Origin of the sequence: Brevibacterium sp. HMSC07C04 (genome assembly GCF_001815905.1) — a bacterium.
Classification (GTDB): Bacteria; Actinomycetota; Actinomycetes; order Actinomycetales; family Brevibacteriaceae; genus Brevibacterium.
Map to the genome: position 1 here is coordinate 13,803 of NZ_KV823262.1, position 20,491 is coordinate 34,293.

Annotated in this window: 22 protein-coding genes; 9 read left to right on the forward strand and 13 right to left on the reverse strand. The window is 62.9% G+C overall.

Annotated features, from left to right (window positions below):
• Positions 1-40: 40 nt before the first annotated feature.
• The 3 genes from HMPREF3162_RS06730 to HMPREF3162_RS06740 all read right to left on the reverse strand — a co-directional run bounded on the left by HMPREF3162_RS06730 (position 41) and on the right by HMPREF3162_RS06740 (position 3,635).
• A complete protein-coding gene (locus tag HMPREF3162_RS06730; protein WP_070777396.1) occupies positions 41-1,825 on the reverse strand; it encodes an acetyl/propionyl/methylcrotonyl-CoA carboxylase subunit alpha in 1,785 nt (594 codons plus the stop codon).
• A gap of 173 nt (positions 1,826-1,998) precedes the next feature.
• The gene (locus tag HMPREF3162_RS06735; RefSeq protein ID WP_070777398.1) at positions 1,999-2,691 is read right to left on the reverse strand and encodes a Maf family protein; all 693 of its coding nucleotides are present in this window, start codon (positions 2,689-2,691) and stop codon (positions 1,999-2,001) included.
• The gene (locus HMPREF3162_RS06740; protein WP_070777401.1) at positions 2,688-3,635 is read right to left on the reverse strand and encodes an SGNH/GDSL hydrolase family protein; all 948 of its coding nucleotides are present in this window, start codon (positions 3,633-3,635) and stop codon (positions 2,688-2,690) included. The genes HMPREF3162_RS06735 and HMPREF3162_RS06740 overlap by 4 nt, the downstream gene beginning before the upstream one ends.
• 121 nt (positions 3,636-3,756) lie before the next feature.
• Between HMPREF3162_RS06740 and HMPREF3162_RS06745 the strand changes: the two genes are divergently transcribed.
• Positions 3,757-5,067 carry an AI-2E family transporter gene (locus HMPREF3162_RS06745; protein WP_070576624.1) on the forward strand — a complete coding sequence of 437 codons (1,311 nt, stop codon included), beginning with the start codon at positions 3,757-3,759 and terminating at the stop codon, positions 5,065-5,067.
• A 95-nt stretch (positions 5,068-5,162) separates the two neighbouring features.
• Here HMPREF3162_RS06745 and greA read toward each other — a convergent pair whose 3' ends face one another.
• Positions 5,163-5,654, reverse strand: a complete 492-nt coding sequence (gene greA, locus HMPREF3162_RS06750; protein ID WP_070576621.1) for a transcription elongation factor GreA — start codon at positions 5,652-5,654, stop codon at positions 5,163-5,165.
• Positions 5,655-5,744: 90 nt separating this feature from the next.
• Positions 5,745-6,152 carry a DUF4307 domain-containing protein gene (locus HMPREF3162_RS06755; protein ID WP_070576618.1) on the reverse strand — a complete coding sequence of 136 codons (408 nt, stop codon included), beginning with the start codon at positions 6,150-6,152 and terminating at the stop codon, positions 5,745-5,747.
• A 93-nt stretch (positions 6,153-6,245) separates the two neighbouring features.
• Here HMPREF3162_RS06755 and mca point away from each other — a divergent pair, with 93 nt between their 5' ends.
• Positions 6,246-7,244 carry a mycothiol conjugate amidase Mca gene (mca, locus tag HMPREF3162_RS06760; protein WP_070777429.1) on the forward strand — a complete coding sequence of 333 codons (999 nt, stop codon included), beginning with the start codon at positions 6,246-6,248 and terminating at the stop codon, positions 7,242-7,244.
• A complete protein-coding gene (locus HMPREF3162_RS06765; protein ID WP_070777403.1) occupies positions 7,244-7,570 on the forward strand; it encodes a hypothetical protein in 327 nt (108 codons plus the stop codon). The genes mca and HMPREF3162_RS06765 overlap by 1 nt, the downstream gene beginning before the upstream one ends.
• Before the next feature lie 76 nt (positions 7,571-7,646).
• Here the strand turns inward: HMPREF3162_RS06765 and HMPREF3162_RS06770 are convergent, their stop codons facing one another.
• Positions 7,647-8,432: a PAQR family membrane homeostasis protein TrhA gene (locus HMPREF3162_RS06770; protein WP_070777405.1), complete on the reverse strand. Its 786-nt coding sequence runs from the start codon at positions 8,430-8,432 to the stop codon at positions 7,647-7,649.
• 157 nt (positions 8,433-8,589) lie between these two features.
• Here HMPREF3162_RS06770 and uppS point away from each other — a divergent pair, with 157 nt between their 5' ends.
• Complete coding sequence (gene uppS, locus HMPREF3162_RS06775) at positions 8,590-9,393, forward strand: polyprenyl diphosphate synthase (protein WP_070777432.1); 804 nt, start codon at positions 8,590-8,592, stop codon at positions 9,391-9,393.
• Positions 9,394-9,568: 175 nt separating this feature from the next.
• Here uppS and HMPREF3162_RS06780 read toward each other — a convergent pair whose 3' ends face one another.
• From HMPREF3162_RS06780 to glpX, 3 genes are read right to left on the reverse strand one after another with little or no spacing between them, the layout of a single operon-like run.
• On the reverse strand, positions 9,569-10,972 hold the full coding sequence (locus HMPREF3162_RS06780; protein ID WP_083318939.1) for a class II fumarate hydratase: 1,404 nt from the start codon (positions 10,970-10,972) through the stop codon (positions 9,569-9,571).
• On the reverse strand, positions 10,969-11,622 hold the full coding sequence (locus HMPREF3162_RS06785; protein ID WP_070777407.1) for a carbonic anhydrase: 654 nt from the start codon (positions 11,620-11,622) through the stop codon (positions 10,969-10,971). Before HMPREF3162_RS06785 ends, HMPREF3162_RS06780 begins: the two co-directional genes overlap by 4 nt.
• Positions 11,622-12,752: a class II fructose-bisphosphatase gene (gene glpX, locus HMPREF3162_RS06790; RefSeq protein WP_218079176.1), complete on the reverse strand. Its 1,131-nt coding sequence runs from the start codon at positions 12,750-12,752 to the stop codon at positions 11,622-11,624. Before glpX ends, HMPREF3162_RS06785 begins: the two co-directional genes overlap by 1 nt.
• 95 nt (positions 12,753-12,847) lie before the next feature.
• On the opposite strand from glpX, the gene HMPREF3162_RS06795 reads away from it, so the two are divergent.
• Positions 12,848-13,417 carry a DUF4245 domain-containing protein gene (locus HMPREF3162_RS06795; RefSeq protein ID WP_070777409.1) on the forward strand — a complete coding sequence of 190 codons (570 nt, stop codon included), beginning with the start codon at positions 12,848-12,850 and terminating at the stop codon, positions 13,415-13,417.
• Between the two features lie 81 nt (positions 13,418-13,498).
• Here the strand turns inward: HMPREF3162_RS06795 and HMPREF3162_RS06800 are convergent, their stop codons facing one another.
• On the reverse strand, positions 13,499-13,756 hold the full coding sequence (locus HMPREF3162_RS06800) for an exodeoxyribonuclease VII small subunit (RefSeq protein ID WP_019175594.1): 258 nt from the start codon (positions 13,754-13,756) through the stop codon (positions 13,499-13,501).
• Complete coding sequence (gene xseA, locus HMPREF3162_RS06805) at positions 13,749-15,071, reverse strand: exodeoxyribonuclease VII large subunit (RefSeq protein ID WP_070777411.1); 1,323 nt, start codon at positions 15,069-15,071, stop codon at positions 13,749-13,751. Before xseA ends, HMPREF3162_RS06800 begins: the two co-directional genes overlap by 8 nt.
• A 119-nt stretch (positions 15,072-15,190) precedes the next feature.
• Between xseA and HMPREF3162_RS06810 the strand changes: the two genes are divergently transcribed.
• Positions 15,191-16,246, forward strand: a complete 1,056-nt coding sequence (locus HMPREF3162_RS06810; RefSeq protein ID WP_070777413.1) for a 4-hydroxy-3-methylbut-2-enyl diphosphate reductase — start codon at positions 15,191-15,193, stop codon at positions 16,244-16,246.
• 42 nt (positions 16,247-16,288) lie between these two features.
• Here the strand turns inward: HMPREF3162_RS06810 and HMPREF3162_RS06815 are convergent, their stop codons facing one another.
• Entirely contained in the window at positions 16,289-17,416 is a 1,128-nt protein-coding gene (locus tag HMPREF3162_RS06815; RefSeq protein ID WP_070777415.1) for a DNA recombination protein RmuC, read from the reverse strand.
• A gap of 101 nt (positions 17,417-17,517) precedes the next feature.
• Here HMPREF3162_RS06815 and HMPREF3162_RS06820 point away from each other — a divergent pair, with 101 nt between their 5' ends.
• Positions 17,518-17,760 (forward strand): LLM class flavin-dependent oxidoreductase, encoded by a 243-nt coding sequence (locus HMPREF3162_RS06820; protein WP_070777417.1) that lies wholly within the window; start codon positions 17,518-17,520, stop codon positions 17,758-17,760.
• 95 nt (positions 17,761-17,855) lie between these two features.
• Here HMPREF3162_RS06820 and HMPREF3162_RS06825 read toward each other — a convergent pair whose 3' ends face one another.
• Complete coding sequence (locus tag HMPREF3162_RS06825) at positions 17,856-19,379, reverse strand: SulP family inorganic anion transporter (RefSeq protein ID WP_062019801.1); 1,524 nt, start codon at positions 19,377-19,379, stop codon at positions 17,856-17,858.
• Between the two features lie 196 nt (positions 19,380-19,575).
• Here HMPREF3162_RS06825 and HMPREF3162_RS06830 point away from each other — a divergent pair, with 196 nt between their 5' ends.
• Positions 19,576-19,959, forward strand: coding sequence for a MerR family transcriptional regulator (locus tag HMPREF3162_RS06830; RefSeq protein ID WP_062019803.1), 384 nt, complete (start codon positions 19,576-19,578; stop codon positions 19,957-19,959).
• 17 nt (positions 19,960-19,976) lie between these two features.
• Positions 19,977-20,261, forward strand: coding sequence for a hypothetical protein (locus tag HMPREF3162_RS11795; RefSeq protein ID WP_070576606.1), 285 nt, complete (start codon positions 19,977-19,979; stop codon positions 20,259-20,261).
• Positions 20,262-20,491: the final 230 nt, after the last annotated feature.

Here is a 20,491-nt window from a genome sequence, read left to right on the forward strand (position 1 = left end):
GTGCCTTGCCGACCTCGGGCGCAGACTCAGCGGGCAGAGCTTAGGAAGCGAAGGTGATGAGTGTTGTTCCAGACTTAACGGAAGCGCCAGCCTCCACGAGAACGTCGCTCACAACGCCTTCGCGGGCGGCTTTGAGGGGCTGCTCCATCTTCATGGCCTCGATGACAGCCAGCGTCTGACCTTCGGACACTGAATCGCCGGCAGCCACCTCGACGGACACGATGGTGCCCTGCATGGGTGCTGCCAGCTCAGCCGATTCGCTTGCCCGCCGTGAGCCCTTGCGGCGCAGGCGACGGGCGGGGCGTTCGGTCGCAGCGGCTGTGTTGCCGGCCGCCGCCAGCTCCTTGGGAACTTTGACGGTCAGGCGGTGCCCGTCGACTTCGACGACAACATCGACCGAGCTGCTTTCGGCACCCTGGTCGGCCTGCGTTGAAGCGGGGATGTCGAAGTTCGGGACGTACTCGGTCTGCAGCCATTCGGTCGACACAGAGAAGTCGTCTGCGAAAGCCGGCTCGTTCACCAAGGCCCGGTGCAGCGGCAGAAGCGTTGCGACCCCTTCGAGTACGTATTCGCTCAGTGCGCGGCGGGCGCGGGCGAGTGCATGCTGGCGGTCTTCGCCGGTCACAATGAGCTTGGCGAGCATGGGGTCGAAGTCCGAGGTGACGAAACGGCCGACTTCCACGCCGGAGTCCATGCGCACGCCGGGTCCGGCAGGCTCGCGCAGAGCGGTGATCTTGCCGGTTGCGGGGAAGAAGTTCTGGGCGGGGTCTTCTGCGTTGATGCGGAACTGGATGGCGTGGCCGCGGGGTGCGGGGAAGGATTCGGGCAGAGATTCGCCCTGGGCGATCTTCAGCTGCCATGCGACAAGGTCAATGCCCGCGACCTCTTCCGTGATGGTGTGCTCGACCTGGATACGGGCGTTGGTTTCCATAAACGACAGCATGCCGTTGTCGCCCATGAGGAACTCACAGGTGGCAGCGCCCACATAGCCCACGGCATGCAGAATGCTCGTGGTTGCCTCTTCAAGAGTGGCAACCTGTTCGTCGCTGAGGAACGGTGCAGGGGCTTCTTCGATGATCTTCTGGTTGCGGCGCTGCAGAGTGCAGTCGCGCGTCGACCCGATGAGGACACGCCCGGCGGCATCGGCGATCGCCTGGACTTCGATGTGGCGGGGACGAAGGATCTGCTGTTCGACCAGCACGTCGTCGCGGCCGAAAGCGGCTTTGGCTTCGCGGCCGGCGGATTCGTATGCGTGGGGCAGTTCGGCCCGGCTGGCCGCCGTGCGGAAGCCGCGCCCGCCGCCGCCGTGCACGGCTTTGATGACAACGGGGTAGCCGATCTCGTCGGCTACGGCGAGGGCGTCGTCGACGCTCTCCACCGGTCCGTTGGATCCGCGCGTGGTGGGTGCGCCGACTTCACGCGCCACAGCGCGGGCGTTGGCTTTGTCTGCAAGGCCTGCGATGGCTGCCGGGGGAGGTCCGACCCACACGAGGCCCGCGTCGATGACCGCCTGGGCGAATTCGGGGCTTTCTGCCAGGTACCCGTAGCCGGGGTGGACGGCTTCAGCGCCGGAGCGTTCGGCGATTGTGAGGATGGAGTCGATGTCGAGGTAGGTTTCAGCCGCACCGCTGCCGGGCATGAGCCAGGCATCGTCGGCGTAGCGGACGAAGTCGGCGTCCGAATCGGGTGTTGTGTAGGCGGCGATCGCGGTCAGACCGAGATCGTGGCACGCCCGGACAACCCGCAGGGCGATTTCACCGCGATTGGCGATGAGCACCCGCGTGAACGGCTTGGTTTTCACCGTTGCGGAAAAGGTCGGCGACATTCGCTCTCCTGAGAGGGTCGGGGATAGACACAGCAAATCTAGTGATGAGCACTAATGGTTTGTGTGCTGGTGACAAAAGGAATGGAAAAGCTTTTGGCGCAAGCATTGGGTGTGCGTGTCTGCTGTGGGCTGGCCTACTCGGCCCGGGCAGTGACACCCGCCTTCAGCCGCGATCAGACGCTCGCACCGGAGGCCCGGTTCCACAGGGAGTGCCATTCGACGCCCATCTGTCGGCACATATCGCGCAGCAGGGGTACGGACATGCCCAGAACGTTGGTGTGATCGCCTTCGATTCGGGTGACGAAAGCGGCTCCATAGCCGTCGATTGTCAGCCCGCCAGCCACCTCGAGAGGCTCTTGGGTTCCCACGTAGGCCTCGATTTCGGCATCTGTGAGTTCAGCGGTTGTGATGAGCGTCGATCCCACGGCCTCCGTGAAGTCTTCGACTCTCGGTGCGCTTCCGCCGGTCGGACATTCCAGGCGGGCCATGAATATTCCGCTGTGCAGGTGAGCTGTGCGTCCGCCCATTGTCCGCCACAGTGCGCGGGCGCGCTGCGGGGTGTGGGGCTTGCCGACGGCCTGCCCGTCGAGCTCAAGCATGGAATCAGAGGCGATGAGAACAACGGGTTCTCCCGCTTTGCCCGGCAGATTTTCAGCAGTGAGTTCGCTGATGACCGCACGGCCTTTGGCAGATGCCAGAACGGCTGTCTGCTCGGCGGTGGTGAGTTCGCGGCCCGCTTTCTGCGCAGCGAGGCTCAGCGCCGCATCTTCGTCAACACCGGAGACAATCACGGTCGGCTCTATGCCGGCGGCACGCAGAATCGACAGTCGGGAAGGCGACCCGGACGCGAGGATCACAGCGGTCATTCGGCGCTGTCCTGTTCTTCTGCAGATGCACAGCTCCTAGGCGCCCGGGCGGCCTGCCTCTGCAAGGCAGATGTGGGTGCCGGGGGAGTGGACGACGGCTGGGACTGCTGTGCGATCGCAGTGGGAAAATCCATGACCCGGGCAGCTGTTGTGACAATTGCCGAGGCGATCTGGGCGCTGCCGAAGCGCGACGGATAGCGACCCTCTGGGGCCAGGAGGCTCATACGCGATGTCCCGGAGAGCAGGTGGGTGAGGCTGATGGGCACCGCGTTCGTCGACAGGGCCGCAACGGTCTGGGACCCGGCAAGAACACGCGATGAGCGGCGCAGGACCGTGCGCACAGGATTGCGCAGTCCCGGCAGGCCGCCGAGATTGGGAGTGGTCAGAACGAACACCCTGTAGTTGCCTTCGACCTGCAGGCGGTTGATGGCGTTGGTGAGAATCGGCAGGCCGATGGTGCCCTTGACCGGGTGGACGACATCGGCGGTGCCCATTGAGATCACAGCAAGGCGAAGCTGGGGGCCTCCGGGTGTGCGCTCCATGGTCGGATCGGCCAAGAGCTCTGAGACCTGTGCGGCGATCGCAGTCGCTCCGACAGCGGGAACAGCGAGGCTGCGCAGGCGGACCGGTGACTGCGTCAAGGCCGAAAAACCGCGGGCAATGCGCACTGCGGGGTGGTCATCAGCGGTCTCCAGGCCGATTCCCGACAGCCACGAATCCCCAATGACGGCAACTGCTGGCAGTTCGCTGTCCTCGGTGCTGAGAGGGCCTCGGGTCCCGTCGTCGCACACAACGGCAGCGTGGGGATATTTGCGCCGCTGCGCATCAGCGCGGAATGCACGGCGGACTCGTTTGGACTGAGCCCGCAGGATTCCCGTTCCGGCTCCTGCAGCGGCACCGGCTGTGGTTCCGACTGCGAGTATCGCTTTCCAGCTGTTCTTCACGATCCCACTCTATCTGCCCTCGACGAAGGGTCTGTTTCCGCGCGAAAGCGTGTTTGCGGTAAGTGCCGTCGGTTCGGCCGGGCGTGAGCGCTGAAGGGCGCACAGGATATAGCCTGGTCCCATGACGAAGAAGAGCCCCAAAGACCAGCCGGGGGCAGCTGCCGAGCAGCTGACGGATCCCGCGCTGGCAGATGCGTACCGGCTGCAGTCGCGAAGCTATGTTCCCTTTGTGTCACGCGGTTTGCGCTTGGCTGCGGCCTGGAGCTGGCGCTCGCTGGTTGTATTGGCGGCGGTGGCCGTTCTGCTGTGGCTTTTGTCGAAGATCACATACGTTCTCATTCCGCTGCTTGTCGCTCTGCTGATTTCAGCCCTGTTGACGCCGCTGGTGAACTTCTTGGCTCGGCACAAGTGGCCCCGGACGGCCGCCGCCGCGACGGTGCTTCTGAGCTTCATCCTGGTGGTAGCGGGTCTGCTCGCGCTCGTCGGCCAGCAGCTTGTCGCCGGAATCATCGACTTGACGTCGACCACCATGAAGGGTGTCGACGCTATTGCCGTTTGGATTCAGTCGAACCCGCTGGGCTTGGATTCGACGGTGATCGCGCAGACTGTTGCCGATGCAACACAGCAGGTCAATGAATTTCTCAGTGCTCAGAAGGGCAAGATCGCAACGGGTGTTCTCGGCGCCGCTTCGAGTGTCGGCACGTTCTTCGCCGGTTTGCTGATTTCGCTGTTCGCCACCTTCTTCTTCCTGCTCGAAGGCAGCCGGATCACCCGCTGGATCACCCGCCTGCTGCCGGTTCCGGCACGGGAACCGGCACTGGGTGCCGCCTTCCGAGGTTGGATGGCACTGGGCCAGTACGCCCGGATCCAGGTGATCGTTGCGGCGGTCGATGCTCTGGGCATCGGCATCGGTGCGCTCATTCTGGGTGTGCCGCTTGTCATCCCGCTGACTGTGCTGATCTTCCTGGCGTCATTCATCCCGTTTGTCGGTGCTGTCGCCACGGGCATCATCGCGGTCCTCTTGGCTCTCGTGGCCAAGGGCTTCGTGCACGCGATCGTCATGCTCGGCATCGTTCTGCTGGTGCAGCAGGTTGAGAGCAACGTGCTGCAGCCGTTCCTCATGGGCAAGGCCGTGTCGGTCCACCCGCTTGCCGTTGTCCTTGCTGTGACCGTCGGCTCCTATCAGTTCGGCATTGTCGGCGCACTGTTCGCTGTGCCGCTTGTCGCCTCCGTGTCTGCGGCTATTGGATACCTGGCCGAACTGTCCTCCCAGCAGATGCTCGCCGATGCTCGGCGCGAAGGCGTGATCGCGTCCGGGGAGGGGCCGAACCTGCCGGGCGAAACCTCACCGGGTGTTGCGGCCAGAACCCCCGATAGTCAGAGGCGCACTGTCATCATCTCCGATTTCAAACAGAGTGAAGCCTCCGGGTGAGTCGGGCTGAAGACGAAGACGGCGGGAGCAGACACAGTGTCTGCTCCCGCCGTCTTCGTCTTCAGAAAGGTTGAGCCTTCCGGCGTGTCAGGTGATCAGTACGCCTTCGCCGATTTCACGGTGACAGTGATCTTCCTGCCGTTGGGGGCTTCGTATTCGACGTCGTCGCCGACCTTCGCCCCGTTGACCGCCTGGCCCAGAGGCGACTGTTCGGAGAACACTTCGACTTTGTCTTCTTCCGAGATGATTTCGCGCGAACCCAACAGGAACTCCATCTTTCGGCCGTTCATCTCAACGACGATCAGCTTGCCGGGTCCTGCGGTTTTGTCGTCCGCGTCCGCTTCGCCGACTTCGGCGTTGCGCAGCAGCTCTTCGAGCTGGCGGATGCGGGCCTCCATCTGACCCTGCTCGTCGCGCGCAGCGTGGTAGCCGCCGTTTTCCTTGAGGTCGCCTTCTTCGCGCGCAGCGTCAATGCGCTCCGCGATTTCTGCTCGGCCGGGGCCCTGGAGGTGTTCGAGTTCCTTTGTCAGGCGCTCGTAGGCCTCTTTGGTCAGCCACGTCTTGTCGCCGACGTTTTCTTCAGCCATGATGTTTCCTCCTTAGGCGCTGCACCGTGCAGCGCATGTCTAAGTGAAATCCCGGGTCCGCAGAGGACCCGGGATGGTTATCACGTCATTTTAGCTGACAAACCAGCAGGTTTCTAAGTGCCCCTGCACTGCAAGCTGGGTTGTGTTGACACTGACTTCCTGATGAAACAGGTCTGACGAGGCGGTGTCAGGTGCTGCGGGGATCGTCACCTCGCGGTATCCCACCACGGCCTCGAAGTCGTTCTTCGCAACCACAGAGCACACAGAATCGCGGCTGCGGTCGGGCCGGATGTTGAATTCCACGATCGCCCGATTGGAATCGACGGCTTCAAAGGCGACATCGGATGCCGTAGTCGGTGCGCCCGCCGGTCGAAAGGCGAAAAAGGCAGCTCCGGCTGTGATCAGGACAGCAATGATGCCGGCAATGATGAGCAGCGTGCGTCTGTTCAGCTGTGCACCTCGATAGCCGGGTGCACGCCCCCCGTACCTTTCGCTCACAGCCGACCTTTCTGCCAAGCGTTCATGTTCGACGTACTAGTCTAGAGGAGTCATTTCCGCCGGGAGCGAGCCCGCGCCCTCATGGAGGTCTACGTGAAATCAACCGCGCCGTATTCGCAGCTGCGCATGCTTGCCGTGCACGCTCACCCTGATGATGAATCGTCCAAGGGAGGTGCGACGACGGCGCTCTACACAACACTTGGAGCGGACGTCACAATCGCTACGATGACCGGTGGAGAAGCGGGGTCGATTCTCAATCCCGCTCTGGACGGAAGTCCTGCCGCCATCCGCGACATCGCGGGTCTGCGCCGCGATGAAATGGCTCGCGCCGCACAGCGTCTGGGTGCCCAGCACAAGTGGATCGGCTTTGTCGATTCGGGCCTGCCAGAAGGCGGTTTTGACGATATCGATCACGGAACGTTCTGGACGGCCCCAACCGAAGTGTCGGCCCGACCCCTGGTCCACCTCATCCGCCAACTGCGCCCCCACGTGGTGACCACCTATGACGAACTCGGCGGATACCCTCACCCGGACCACATCCGCACCCACGAAGCCACAATGCTGGCAGTTCGGATGGCTGCCGACGCTGACTGCAACCCAGAGCTGGGTGGCGCATGGCAGGTGCCGAAGGTCTACTACAACATGGACCTCACCCCGGCCAAGTGGATGCGCATCCACAGCGTTATGACCGCTCTCGGCGTTGAATCACCGCTGAGCGAAGAACGGCAGGAGCGGATCCGCACATCGGCAGACAAGCGCGACTACCGGCTGACCGCCTCGATTCCCGCCGGCGCCTTTTTGGAAACTGCGGCCGAAGCCCTGCGCGCGCACGCCACCCAGATCGATCCCAACAGCGGATTCTTTTCTGAAGTGCAGATGCTGGCCCAGCAGTACTGGCCAACAGAAGAGTTCGAACTCGCTGTCGACAACACCGGCAGGGAAGGCGACTTCGGCGACTTCTCCGAACACGACCTGTTTGAGGGAATCACGCTCGATAACGGCACCACTGTGCAGCCGGGAGACCTGGCTGCCGCCATGCGTGAGGCTGGAATTGAGATCGTCGAACCCGCCCACAAACCCCAAGGAGAATGATGCCGAACCTCATCGTCTTCGCCGCGGCAGAAAACCAGCCGCCGAAACTGCCAGACCCCGTGCTCGTCACACCCGGCACAATAGGCTTTGTCGCCACCGCCCTAGTCGTGGTCGCGACGATCTTCCTCATGCGCGACGCAGTTCGCCGCATCCGCCGCATCCGCGCACGTGACGGCGCACGGGTCGAATACACCATTCCGCTGCGCAAAGACGGCGACCTCGAAGGACAGCAGGCGGCCCGTCCCGACTGGAAAGGACCGGAAGACCAGCAGGATGACGCCAGCGAGGAACCCGAACCCGAAGAAGATTCCCGAACACAGGACTGAAAGCCGGCAGGCGCCTCGTCAGCTATCGGCCGAAAACGTCCGGGGCCGTTGCGACTGCAGCGGCCCCCCAGACCTTTCACATGGCCATGACGGAGGCGGTCAGCATAGCCGCCAGATGACAGCCATAGCCCACCACGGTGCAGGCGTGGAAGATTTCGTGGAAGCCGAAAGCACCCGGCACAGGGTTGGGGCGCTTGAGCCCGTAGATGACAGCACCGGCAATGTAGAACGCACCGCCGATCACCACGAGGATCCCCGCGGCGAGGTTCTCAATCCACATGTGGGGCACATAGCCCACACCGGCGACGCCGATGCCCACATAGACCGGCACGAAAAGCGCTCGCGGCGCTGACGTCCAGATGAGTCTGAAGGCAACACCAGCGGCCGCGCCGACCCACATGACGGTCAGCAGGATCAGCGCCTTGTCACTTGGCAGCAGGAGCAGCGCCAGCGGGGTGTAGGTTCCGGCAATGATGAGGAAGATATTGGCGTGGTCGAACCGGCGCAGGAGCAGGCGGATGCGCATACGCCACGGCCCGCGGTGATACACCGCCGAAGTGCCGAACAAGAGCATGCCCGTCAGGGCGAAGACGGCCGCACCCAGGCGGACTGGAACTGTGGGACCCAAAATGACTGCGGCAAGCCCGCCGATGACAGCCAGTGGAAAAGCTCCGACGTGAATCCACCCGCGCCACGACGTTTTCTTCTGTCCGGCCAACCGGCCCAGTTCGGTGCGCAGGAAAGCTCGCCGACGGCGCACAATGCGGCTGCGCGAGACAGACTCTCGCCGACTGGAGGCCAGTGTTTCTCCGTGGGCAAGATCGTCCGGGACAACGGCGGAGGCGGCGGTCGAATGCTTCATGGAAGAAGCCTAGGTTTCAGGACTGACAGAAGGGTGGGGATCCCGCAAAGCGATGCCTGCTATCTATTAGATTAAGAACGCACCCAAAAACACACCGCGGATGCCACGAGTGGAAGACGATGAGCATGAACCGTCCGCAAGGGAGAAAGGCCGAACGATGAAAGCACCGAAAACACCGCGTGCTGGTTCATCTACGGGCCTGCTGCACTGGCTGTACAACCGGCTCATGGTCAATGCGCTGCGGCCCGATACCGCGGTTCCACGGCACATCGGCGTCATCACCGACGGCAACCGCCGCTGGGCGCGCGAATTCGGCGCAACGACTGAACAGGGTCACCGGGCCGGTGCGCAGAAGATCATTGAGTTCTTGGGCTGGTGCGATGAAGTCGGTGTAGAGATGGTGACTCTCTACGTCCTGTCCAAGGAGAATCTGGCCCGGGCGGAAGAAGAAGTTGCGGCGCTGACCGAGATCATCGCCGATCTCGTTGACGAAATCGCCGATACCGAGTGGTACTCCGTCAACCTTGTGGGAAACCTCGAGCTTCTTCCCTGTGCCCTGCGCAGCAAACTGCAGGCGGCGCAGGAACGATCCTGCGGAGCGTCTGAAACAGCGTCGAGGGTCGCGGTCAACATCGCCGTCGGCTATGGCGGGCGCGCTGAAATCATCGACGCTGTGCGTTCCTATCTCAAAGCCGAACTTGAATCCGGCCGTGATCTCAGCAGCGCAATTGACGATGTGTCCGAAGAAAAGCTGTCAGAGCACCTGTACACCAAGGGGCAGCCGGACCCGGACCTCATCATCCGGTCTTCGGGCGAACAGCGGCTGTCTGGTTTTCTGATGTGGCAGAGCGCCTATTCGGAGTTCTACTTCTGCGAAGCCTACTGGCCGGCTTTTCGCAAAACCGACTTTCTGCGTGCGGTGCGCGATTTTTCGAACCGTTCGCGGCGCTTTGGTCGCTGACGGGGACACCCAGACTGTTCACCCAGCGTCGACCCCTGACAGCGCCCAAGATCCCCTGGAGTCAGGACAGCCCAGCTTGCACGAGACAGGCGCCCACCGGCTTCACGCAAAGCCGGTGGGCGCCTGTTCTGCTGTCAGGTCTGAGTTTGCCGAGATCGGCTTGCCCAGAAGTGGGTCAGCGGTTGTAGTTGCCGACCATGGTCATCACGTCAAGAGCCTTGTCGAGCTCTTCTTCCGTGATGGTGCCGTTCTCGACGTAGCCCAGGTCGATGGTTGCTTCCTTGACCGTCATCTTTTCGGCCACAGCGTGCTTGGCGATTGCCGCAGCTGCTTCGTAGCCGATGACCTTGTTCAGCGGGGTTACGATCGAAGGCGATGCTTCGGCGAGGAAGCGGGCGCGCTCTTCGTTGACCGTGAGACCGTCGATCATCTTTTCGGCCATGACGGTCGAGGTGTTGGCCATCAGGCGAATGGATTCCAGCAGGTTCGCAGCCATGACCGGGATGCCGACGTTGAGTTCGAAGGCGCCGTTGGTCGAGGACAGCGAAATGGTGGTGTCGTTGCCGATGACCTGAGCCGAAACCATGATTGCTGCTTCGCAGATGACCGGGTTGACCTTGCCGGGCATGATCGACGAACCGGGCTGGAGGTCCGGAATGTGGATTTCGCCCAGGCCCGTGTTGGGGCCCGAACCCATCCAGCGCAGGTCGTTGTTGATCTTCATGTAGCTGTAGGCGATGGTGCGCAGCTGGCCGGAGACTTCCACGAGGCCGTCGCGGTTGGCCTGTGCTTCGAAGTGGTTGCGGGCTTCCGTAATCGGCAGGTCGGTCTGTTCTGCCAGCAGTTCGATGACGCGCTTGGAGAAGCCATCGGGTGTGTTGATGCCGGTGCCGGTGGCGGTGCCGCCCTGCGGGACTTCGGCTACACGGGGGAGCGAGGCTTCGATGCGCTCAATGCCGATGCGCACTTGTGCTGCATAGCCGGAGAATTCCTGGCCGAGCGTGACAGGGGTTGCGTCCATCAGGTGGGTGCGGCCGGCCTTGACGACGTCCTTCCAGGCTTCGGCCTTCTTTTCCAGGGATTCAGCCAGTGTGCGCATAGCCGGGATGAGGTCGTTGACCAGTGCGCCGGTGACGGCCACGTGTACCGAGGTGGGGAAGACGTCGTTGGAGGACTGGGAGGCGTTCACGTGGTCGTTGGGATGGACCTCGATGCCCTTGTCCTTGAGGATTCCGGTGGCGATGGTTGCCAGGACCTCGTTTGTGTTCATGTTCGACGAGGTGCCTGAACCGGTCTGGAACACGTCGATGGGGTATTCGCCGTTGTGCTTGCCGGCGATGACTTGGTCCGCCGCCTGGGCGATGGCTTCAGCGCGGTCGGCGTCGAGAACGCCGAGTTCCCGGTTGGCGCGCGCTGCAGCCTTCTTCACCTGGCCAAGAGCGGCGATGTGTGCATTTTCGAGGGTCTTGCCCGAAATGGGGAAGTTCTCGACGGCGCGCTGGGTCTGCGCGGCGTAAAGGGCGTCCTTGGGGACTTTGACTTCGCCCATGGTGTCGTGTTCGATGCGGAATTCTGTCACTGTGCTGCCTCCGTGAGTTCCTTTTCCGTGGCCGCTTCGCCGCCGATCTGGGCGACGATCTTGGCGCGGCCGTCTTTGAGCTTGTAGGTCATGCCGACGATCATGAGCTGGCCGGAGTCGACCAGCTCTTTGAGGATCTGAGAGCGTTCGTACAGCAGGTGCACCGTGTCGACGGTATTCTGGTGTACAGCGCCGCCGATGTCATCAAAGCCGTCGCGACGAGCGTGGATGACGGTCGGCAGGAGTCGTGAGACGACGTCGTAGACGAATCCGTTGGGCGTTTCACCGGTTTCGAGGGATTCGACTGCGGCGGTCACAGCACCGCAGCTGTCGTGGCCCAGCACGATCAGCAGCGGCGTGCCGAGGTTGGACGCACCGTATTCAAGGCTGCCGATGGTGACCGCGTCCGTGACCTGGCCGGCGGTGCGGACGACGAACATTTCGCCAAGACCGACGTCGAAGATCATTTCCGCGGCAACGCGCGAATCGGCACAGCCGAACAGTGTTGCGTAGGGGTGCTGGTGGTCGGTCAGCGTGCTGCGGTGCTTGGAGTTCTGGTTGGGATGTGACGGGGTGTCGGCAACAAATCGCTTGTTGCCCTCCATCAGGTGGTTGAGCGCCTGCTGCGGCGTCAGATTGCGTGCCGGCATCAGACCAGACCTCGCGCAGCAGCTTCCTTTGCCGCTTCTTCGTAGGAGTGGGTCTTCTCCAGAAGGTGCTCGGCCATGACGGTGCGGACCGTGCCGGACTTCGAGCGCATGACGAGTGATTCGGTGACGACGCGCTTGCCTTCGTAGCGCAGTCCGCCCAGGAGGTCGCCGCCGGTGATGCCCGTGGCGACGAAGTATGTGTTGTCTCCGGTCACGAGGTCGTCAGTGCTGAGCACCGCGTCGACGTCGAGACCCGCGTCGATCGCACCCTGGCGTTCCGCGTCGTCCTGTGGCCACAGGCGACCCTGGATGACGCCGCCGAGGGCCTTGATAGCGCAGGCCGAGATGATGCCTTCGGGGGTTCCGCCGATGCCCATGAGCATGTCGATTCCGGTGCCGGGGCGGCAGGCAGCGATAGAGCCCGCGACGTCGCCGTCGGAGATGAGCTTGACGCGCGCGCCGGCGTCGCGGACCTGCTGGATGAGGTCTTTGTGGCGGGGACGGTCGAGGACGACGACCGTGACGGAGGACGGGTTGCCGGGGTTGCCCTTGGCCTTGGCGACGCGGCGGATGTTTTCGTCCACGGGCAGGCGAAGGTCAACGTAGTCCGCCGCCTGGGGGCCGACGACGAGCTTTTCCATGTAGAAGACAGCCGAAGGGTCGTACATGGAGCCGTCTTCAGAGACCGCCATGACGGAAATGGCGTTGGGCATGCCCTTGGCGGTCAGCGTGGTGCCGTCGATGGGGTCGACTGCGACATCGCACAGAGCACCGTCGCCGTTGCCGACTGCTTCGCCGTTGTACAGCATGGGGGCTTCGTCTTTTTCGCCTTCGCCGATCACCACGGTGCCGTTCATGGTGACGGTCGAGATGACATTGCGCATGGCGGCAACTGCGGCGCCGTCGGCGGCCAGTTTGTCGCCGCGGCCCACCCAGGGAGCGGCGGCTATTGCGGCGGCTTCTGTAACGCGGACGAGTTCGAGGGCGAGGTTGCGGTCGGGTTCGCCGGCATGCGTGCGCAGACGCTGCGTCCATTCATCGGTGACGGCCTGGGGCTGGGCAGAAGCCCGTCCGCCGTTGTGGTGGCCTTTGACAGTCGGGTTTTCTGCCGGTGTTTCGCTGGTGCTCATAGTCCTTATTGTGCCACCCGGCTGTGACACAGCGAACTCAGATGGGCCAAGGGGTGGGTGTGCGTTTGCGTTTGCGCTCAGAGACAATAGGGGGCGTGTCTGAGAAGAAGCCCGTTCCCGGTTCGCGGGAAGAAATGCGCCAGATCCGCCTGACGTCGAACTGGGTCAATATGATCATTGCCCTGCTCGTCTGCTTCGGCGTGGTGTTCGTTGTTTTTATGCTCGTTCCGCAGCCGAAGGGCGATCCCACGCGCAGCGTTGATGTTGCCTCGATCGGCCAGGCTGCCGAGGATCACGCGGGCTTCGATCTCTACACACCGCAGCTGCTTGAGGACTGGAACGCCAATGACGCCCACTTCACCAAGATGGGCCACCCCGAGGCGGACACGTGGTACGTGTCGATGGTCGGCCCCCAGGACCAGTGGGTTTCTGTTCGCCAGTCTGAGGGCGACGATGATTGGCTCGCCTCCGTTGTTGACGGCGCTGTCGAACGCGGAAAGTCGGACATCGATGGGGTGACGTTCACCGAATACGAATCGAAGGACCTCACCCAGCAGGCGCTGGTGGGCAAGATTGCCGGAACAACGGTCGTGTTCAAGGGCTCAGCCCGGTGGGAGAGCTACCACGAATACGCGAAGCAGGCCGTCGAACAGCTGAACGGCTGAGTGCTTCTTTCACTGGCTCTGCTCCAGCGCGGCTGCTGAACGCCGTTGAGCGGTCGGAAACCGCCGCTGAAGCTGCAGCCCTTATTCAGCGGACTCCGTCTTGTTTTCGCGCTTGGCCTGAGCCTCGTTGAGGGTTTCGCGGGCACCGTCGAGCCATGCTTGGCACCGGTCGGCGAGTTCTTCTCCGCGCTGCCACAGGCGCAGTGATTCTTCCAGCGGCAGGTTGCCGCCTTCGAGTGTGCGCACGACAGTGACGAGTTCGTCGCGCGCCTGTTCGTAGCTCATGTTCTGCGCATCCGACGGTGCAGCGGTGCTCTCGGGCATGGTGTTCTCAGTCATGTGAATCTGTTCCTTCCGTGGGGCGTCCGGGGCCGTCGGTGTTGGTGATTTCAGTGACGTCGGCGGTGAAGACACCGCGCTCGACTGTGATGGTCAGGTGATCGCCGGGTGCAAGTGTTTCCGCAGAGCGCACGGCGGTTCCGTCAGCGCTCTGCACCACGGCGTAGCCGCGAGCCAGAGTGTTCAGCGGCGACAGCGAGCGAACCTGGGTGCGCAGGTGCTGGACTTCCGCCAAGCCGGACTGCACTGCTGCATTGCCCAGCTGCCAGGCGCGTTCGCGCCAGTTTTCGACATCCTGTTGGCGTGAGGTGATCATCTGCTGCGGTTCAGCGAGCACGGGCCTTGAGCGCACGGATTCCAGTGCTGTGAGTTCCTGAGCGATGAACCTTTCCAGTGCTCCGTCCAGCTGGGCGCGCGCCTGGAGGATCTTCATGTTTTCTTCGTGGACGTCCGGCACGATTCTCTTGGCAGCGTCGGTCGGCGTGGATGCGCGCAGGTCCGCGACTTCATCGAGGATGGGGTTGTCGGCTTCGTGCCCGATGGCTGACACCACGGGGGTGGTGGCATCAGAGACCGCGCGGATGAGCGTTTCGTTGGAAAACGGCAGGAGGTCTTCCATGCTTCCGCCGCCGCGGGCGATGACGATGACGTCGATAGTGGGGTCGCTGTCGAGTTCGCGCAGTGCGCTGATGATCTGGCCGACCGCGGTTGTTCCCTGCACCGCTGTGTTGCGCACTTCGAACTGCACGGCCGGCCAGCGCAGGGTGGCGTTGCGCAGGACGTCCTTTTCTGCATCTGAGTTCCGTCCGGTGATGAGCCCGATTCTGCCGGGCAGGAACGGCAGCGGCTTTTTGGCGGCCGGGTCGAAAAGGCCTTCCGCTGCCAGTTGACGGCGCAGGCGTTCCAACCGGGCGAGAAGTTCACCAAGACCCACCGGACGGATGTCGCGAGCGCGCATGGACAGGCGTCCGGCTTTGCCCCAGAAGTCGGCTTTGAGCTGCACGACAATATGGGAGCCTTCTTCGATGGGAGATTCGAGCCTTTCGAGGACGTCGTTGAAGACCTGCACGGGCAGCGACATTTCTTCGTTGAGGTCGCGCAGCGTGAAGTAGCTGACGCGGCCGCGCCGGTTGAACTGGATGACCTGCCCTTCGACCCACACGGTGGACATGCGGTCGATGTATTCCTTCATTTTGCGTGACAGAAGAGCAAGGGGCCACGGGTTGTCCGCGGTGGTGTCGCCTGCCATTTCGGGCAGCGGACGCGGGGTGTCTGCGCCGAGAGTTCCCGGGGTTCCGCTGATGCGCTGTGCCACGCCGTCTCCGCTTCTGTTGTCGTCGCTTGGGGTTGTCGGGAAGTCTAGCGTCCGGTGCTGACACCGAATTCTCATAGGCGCTTTCTTACAATGGTGGTGTGAGTACTGTGAGCGTTCCTATGCCGGCCATGCCTCGTGTGCGCAAAGAGCCGAGTGAAATTCGACAGCCCGAGGGCGCTAAGCAGGTTCTGCTGGCGGCTCCCCGCGGTTATTGTGCGGGCGTTGATCGTGCTGTGATCGCCGTTGAACGTGCCCTTGAACACTACGGTGAGCCCGTTTATGTTCGTAAGGAGATCGTCCACAACCGCCATGTTGTTGAGACTCTCACCGAGCGCGGCGCGATCTTCGTTGATTCCGCCAATGATGTTCCCGAAGGCAAGCGCGTGGTGTTCTCTGCCCACGGTGTTTCTCCGGAGGTGCACGCCAAGGCGGCTGCGCGCAATCTGGAAACGATTGACGCCACCTGCCCTCTGGTGACCAAGGTGCACCGCGAAGCCATTCGCTTTGCCAAAGAGGGGTACCTGATCGTGCTTGTGGGCCACGAAGGCCACGAAGAGGTCGAGGGCACGATGGGGGAAGCGCCCGACGATATTGTTCTCGTGCAGAACCCAGATGAAGCCCGCGCGGTCGATCTGGGTGATCCCGAGAAGCTCATTTGGATTTCGCAGACCACTCTGTCGGTCGACGAAACAATGGAAACGGTCGATATTCTGCGCGAGCGCTACCCGCAGTTGCAGGACCCGCCGAGTGACGACATCTGCTATGCCACGCAGAACCGTCAGGTTGCGGTGAAGAAGATCGCACCCCAGGCGGATTTGGTGATTGTTGTGGGTTCGGCGAATTCGTCGAATTCAGTGCGTCTTGTCGAAGTTGCGCTGGAAGCCGGAGCGAAGGCCGCACACCGGGTGGACTTCGCCCGTGAGGTCGACGAAGAGTGGTTCCACGGTGTCGCCACCGTCGGTGTGACAAGCGGTGCTTCTGTCCCGGAGATTCTGGTGCAGGGTGTGCTCAAGCTGCTGGCCGAGTACGGCTACACGGATGTTGAAGAAGTGCAGACCGCCACTGAGGATCTGATGTTTTCGCTGCCGCGCGAACTGCGCAAGGACCTCAAGGCCGCTGGCCACAAGACGTCGAACAAGAAGGACGGCGCGGACCGCGAACACGACCTGCGCTGACCTTTCTTAACCCTCACACAGCCTGCCGCTCAGCCGACCAGATCAGTGATCTGGCCGGCTGAGTTCGTCTGCGCTGGGTTTGCGCACGGCGGCGTCGAGACCGGGGAGAGCATCGATGTCCTCGGTACTCAGGCCAGTGTGGGTGAACTTCCGTGCGGTCACCAGGAACCGGCTTTCAAAGGACCCGATGAACGTGTTGTAGTCGCCCACCGCCCGCTGCAGTGCGGTGCCGACCCGGGCTGCGTGACCGGCAAGGGTTCCCACGCGGTCGTAGAGTTCCCGACCCAACTGCAGGACTTCTTCTGCGGAGCTGCTGATGGCTTCGTGCCGCCAGCCCATGGCAGCGGTCTTCAGCAGCACAAGGAGGGTCGAAGGGGAGGCGATGACGACATTGCGCGACATTGCCTGTTCGATGAGCTGCGGGTAGGCGGCAGCTGCCTCGGACAGGAGAGAATCGCTGGGCACAAAGCAGACGACGAAGTCTGGGGAAGCGGCGAACTGCTTCCAGTACTCCTTTGACGCCAGTGAGTCGACGTGCCGCAGAAAAGCGCGTGCGTGTTCGTCTGCGGCTGACTTTCCGGTGTCTTCTGCACGCAGGCGTGCTGACAGTGGTGCTTTTGCATCGACGACGATGGTGCCGCCGTGGGGCAGGTTGATGACCATGTCGGGGCGGAGGGCGGAATCTGCTGTGGTGACGTTGACCTGAGTGTCGAAGTCGACGTGTGGGAGCATGCCCGCGTATTCGACGATCCTGCGCAGTTGAACTTCACCCCACGCACCGCGGGACGAGGTCGCGTTAAGCACCTGGCCCAGTCGTCCAGTGGATTCGCGTAGGTCTCGGTTCTGCTGGCTTAGGTGAGTGAGCTGTTCGCTTAGCCTGGTCATCTGCTCGATGCGCTGGCGCTCTGTTTCCGTGAGGTCTTCCTGCAGGCGGCGCACCCCGGCGGCTAGCGGGCCGACAGCGCCGGTGAGTTCGCCGGCAAGGCGCGCATCAGCCTCCAGCGCTTCGGAACGGTCAGTCAGAAGCTGCCGGGCTGTTTCTGCTTGAGCGAGCCTCGTGGACATTTCCGAGCGGGTGCGTGCTGATCCGAACAGGAAGCCGATAACAGCACCGAGCGCGAGGAAGACGATCGCTGCGGCGACGGCGGTGATGAGTGCTGCTGTAGTCATGCCCTCAGTGTGCACTGAGGCACTGACATAACCAGGGCAGCTGTTTTCGGATCGGATTCAATCCAAGGGAATAGTCAAAGGTTCAACTTTGTTTGGCGGGTATGAAGTCTTTTGGATTCCTCAGCTTCGGGCATTACGCGCCGGGCAGTGACCTTGATGCCAAACAGATGCTCACTGACGCGGTTGATATTGCGCAGGGTGCTGACGAACTCGGTGTCAACGGCGCCTATTTCCGTGTTCACCACTTTGCGCCGCAGTCGGGTTCGCCCATGCCGCTGCTGGCGACGGTTGCGGCCAAGACGTGCAATATCGAAGTCGGCACCGGTGTCATCGACCTGCGTTAGCGCATCTCATGGTTGTGACGTTGGATAGCGGCTGCCGCCCGCGGCTGCGCCGCGGTTGCCCCCCAACGTGACCGACTGGCCCACCCGAGCCCCTGTCAGTGACCGTTGCCGAGTCCTCCCGTGAGTCGGGCGTGGAACGCAGTCGTGAACTCGTTCATCCCGACGAACTCGACCGCCTTGCCGTGCTGTTCGTATTTGGTCTCGATTGCGTCGAGCGCCGCGACGGTGGAGGCATCCCAGATGTGGGATCTCGTGAGGTCGATGATGACTCGGTCAGGGTCGTCGGCGTACTCGAACATGGTGGTGAGGTCGTTGCTGGAGGCGAACAGGAGCTGACCCTCGACTGTGTAATGCGCGATCCGAGCGCCATCATGTTCAGTGATCTCACGCTTTACGTCGATGAGGTGGGCGACGCGGCGCACGAACATCACAGAGGCGACGAACACGCCGACGACGACACCGACGGCGAGGTTGTGGGTGGCGACGACGACGGCGACGGTGATGACCATGACGGTCGTCTCGCTCTTAGGCATCCGGCGCAGGGTGGAGGGCTTGATGGAGTGCCAGTCGAAGGTACCTACGGAGACCATGATCATCACCGCGACCAGCGCCGCCATGGGGATGATCGCAACGATGTCGCCGAGGACGACGATGAGGACCAAGAGGAACACACCTGCGAGGAACGTCGAGATGCGGGTGCGGGCCCCGGACACCTTCACGTTGATCATGGTCTGCCCGATCATCGCGCAGCCGCCCATGCCGCCGAACAGGCCGGAGAGCAGGTTCGCGACGCCCTGCCCCCAGCTCTCCCGGGTCTTGTTTGAGTGGGTGTCGGTCACATCGTCCACGAGCTTCGCCGTCATGATCGATTCCATCAGGCCTACCAGCGCCATCGCGAGGGCAAACGGCGCGATGATCGTGAAAGTCTCCCATGTCAGCGGCACATTCGGTATGAACAGCTCGGGAAGGCTGCGCGGCAGCTCACCCTTGTCGCCGACTGCGGGTACGTTGATCGCGAAGACGACCACGGCGGCGGTCACCAGAGCGATCGAGACCAGTGGGGCCGGTATGACCTTGGTGATCTTCGGCATGAAGACCATGATCAGCAGCCCGACCGCGACGAGGGGGTAGACCATCCAGGGCACGCCGATGAGTTCGGGCACCTGTGCCATGAAGATGAGGATCGCCAGCGCGTTGACAAAGCCGACCATGACGCTGCGCGGGATGAATCGCATGAGCCTGGCGACTCCGAAGACGGCGAGGAGGATCTGGAAGACCCCAGCCAGAAGCACCGTCGCGATGAAGTAGTCCAAGCCGTAGTCGCGGGCGACGGGGGCGATAACGAGAGCGATAGCGCCCGTCGCCGCGGTGATCATGGCGGGTCTGCCACCGAGGAACGCGATGGACACTGCCATCACGAATGAGGAGAACAAGCCCACACGTGGATCGACGCCCGCGATGATCGAGAACGAGATCGCCTCAGGAATGAGCGCCAGCGCCACGACCAGGCCTGCGAGAACTTCGCGGGTGAGGATGCGCGGGGTCTTCAGTGCGGTGAGCACCGACGGTTCGGGCCGGTACCGACCCTTGTCTTCTTTGGTCGCAGTGGGCACGGCCATGCGGTACCTCCATCTGTTCAGGGCGGCGCTCTCAGGCCGAGAGCGGAGAATGTCTGGTGGTGCGCGACAACGCGCGGCTTCGCCTGGTGATAGATCGCCACGGCGGAGGCATGTCCAGCTCATGTGGACACGAGAGTCAACACTAACGTAACGTGAGAGTTGTGTCGAACTGAGACGATGAGATGAGGAGGCCTCCGTGCCCGAAGCGGGAATGATGCACATCGGAGAGCTGGCTGAGCGGACAGCTCTGTCGCAGCGCACGATCCGCCACTACGACGAGATCGGACTCTTGACGCCCTCCGGACGCTCCGAGGGCGGGTTCCGGCTCTACACTGAGGGCGATCTCGGCAGACTCCTGCTGATCCGGCGCATGAAGCCACTGGGATACTCGCTCGATCAGATGGGCGACCTGCTCCGGGCGCTCGACGGCGCGGATGGCGTCGGTGCTGCCGCCGAGAGCGCCCGGCGGGCGCTGAACGATTTCCGCACCGACGCGGATGAACGCCGCGCGAAGCTTGCCAAGCAGCTTGACGCCGCTGACGAGTTCATCGGCCTGCTCGCCGCGCACTCCTCGGACTGAGTCGAAGCAGACACACGATGCGCTATCTGTGCCAGCGAGGCCACTTCGGCAACCCGCGGCCCTTCCAGGCCGGCAACCCAGCGGACGGATGCGAAGAGCCCGTAGCCGGCCCCGGCGAAGCCCACGGTGACCACGAGCCAGCGCCCGATGCCGAGCCACAGGCTCCCGTCCACGTCGAGCGCCCACTGAGCGCCTGTGATGAGCCCGGCGATCGCCATCCAGAGCCCAGCGACGACCACGACCACTGGCAGGAAAGCGAGGCACATCGCGGCGGCAGCCGACCAGAGCTGACGAGCCTCTAGCTTCGCCGTCGCCGCCAGGATCCGCTCGGCACGCTCGTTCGACGCGTCGAGGTTCGCGGTCATCGTGGCGGAGGCCTCCCCGGCGACCTGCTCGACGGCCTTCTCGACCCGCTCCTCGGTCCGCTTCTCGATCCGCTGGACCGCGCCGCCGACCTGGCTCACGAGCTTATGGTTCGCTGCGGCCTGCGTCTTCAGCCCCTCAATCGCCGAGGCCGTAGCCGCGCGATTCT

Excerpts from the sequence above, each read along its gene's own strand:
- HMPREF3162_RS11795 (WP_070576606.1), top strand. The coding sequence starts at position 19,977 with ATGCGCTATCTGTGCCAGCGAGGCCACTTCGGCAACCCGCGGCCCTTC.
- HMPREF3162_RS06735 (WP_070777398.1), bottom strand. The coding sequence starts at position 2,691 with ATGACCGCTGTGATCCTCGCGTCCGGGTCGCCTTCCCGACTGTCGATT.
- HMPREF3162_RS06810 (WP_070777413.1), top strand. The coding sequence starts at position 15,191 with ATGCCGGCCATGCCTCGTGTGCGCAAAGAGCCGAGTGAAATTCGACAG.
- HMPREF3162_RS06765 (WP_070777403.1), top strand. The coding sequence starts at position 7,244 with ATGCCGAACCTCATCGTCTTCGCCGCGGCAGAAAACCAGCCGCCGAAA.
- HMPREF3162_RS06825 (WP_062019801.1), bottom strand. The coding sequence starts at position 19,379 with ATGGCCGTGCCCACTGCGACCAAAGAAGACAAGGGTCGGTACCGGCCC.
- HMPREF3162_RS06815 (WP_070777415.1), bottom strand. The coding sequence starts at position 17,416 with ATGACTACAGCAGCACTCATCACCGCCGTCGCCGCAGCGATCGTCTTC.
- uppS (WP_070777432.1), top strand. The coding sequence starts at position 8,590 with ATGAAAGCACCGAAAACACCGCGTGCTGGTTCATCTACGGGCCTGCTG.
- HMPREF3162_RS06820 (WP_070777417.1), top strand. The coding sequence starts at position 17,518 with ATGAAGTCTTTTGGATTCCTCAGCTTCGGGCATTACGCGCCGGGCAGT.
- HMPREF3162_RS06770 (WP_070777405.1), bottom strand. The coding sequence starts at position 8,432 with ATGAAGCATTCGACCGCCGCCTCCGCCGTTGTCCCGGACGATCTTGCC.
- HMPREF3162_RS06800 (WP_019175594.1), bottom strand. The coding sequence starts at position 13,756 with ATGACTGAGAACACCATGCCCGAGAGCACCGCTGCACCGTCGGATGCG.
- HMPREF3162_RS06785 (WP_070777407.1), bottom strand. The coding sequence starts at position 11,622 with ATGCCGGCACGCAATCTGACGCCGCAGCAGGCGCTCAACCACCTGATG.
- HMPREF3162_RS06730 (WP_070777396.1), bottom strand. The coding sequence starts at position 1,825 with ATGTCGCCGACCTTTTCCGCAACGGTGAAAACCAAGCCGTTCACGCGG.
- HMPREF3162_RS06745 (WP_070576624.1), top strand. The coding sequence starts at position 3,757 with ATGACGAAGAAGAGCCCCAAAGACCAGCCGGGGGCAGCTGCCGAGCAG.
- glpX (WP_218079176.1), bottom strand. The coding sequence starts at position 12,752 with ATGAGCACCAGCGAAACACCGGCAGAAAACCCGACTGTCAAAGGCCAC.
- greA (WP_070576621.1), bottom strand. The coding sequence starts at position 5,654 with ATGGCTGAAGAAAACGTCGGCGACAAGACGTGGCTGACCAAAGAGGCC.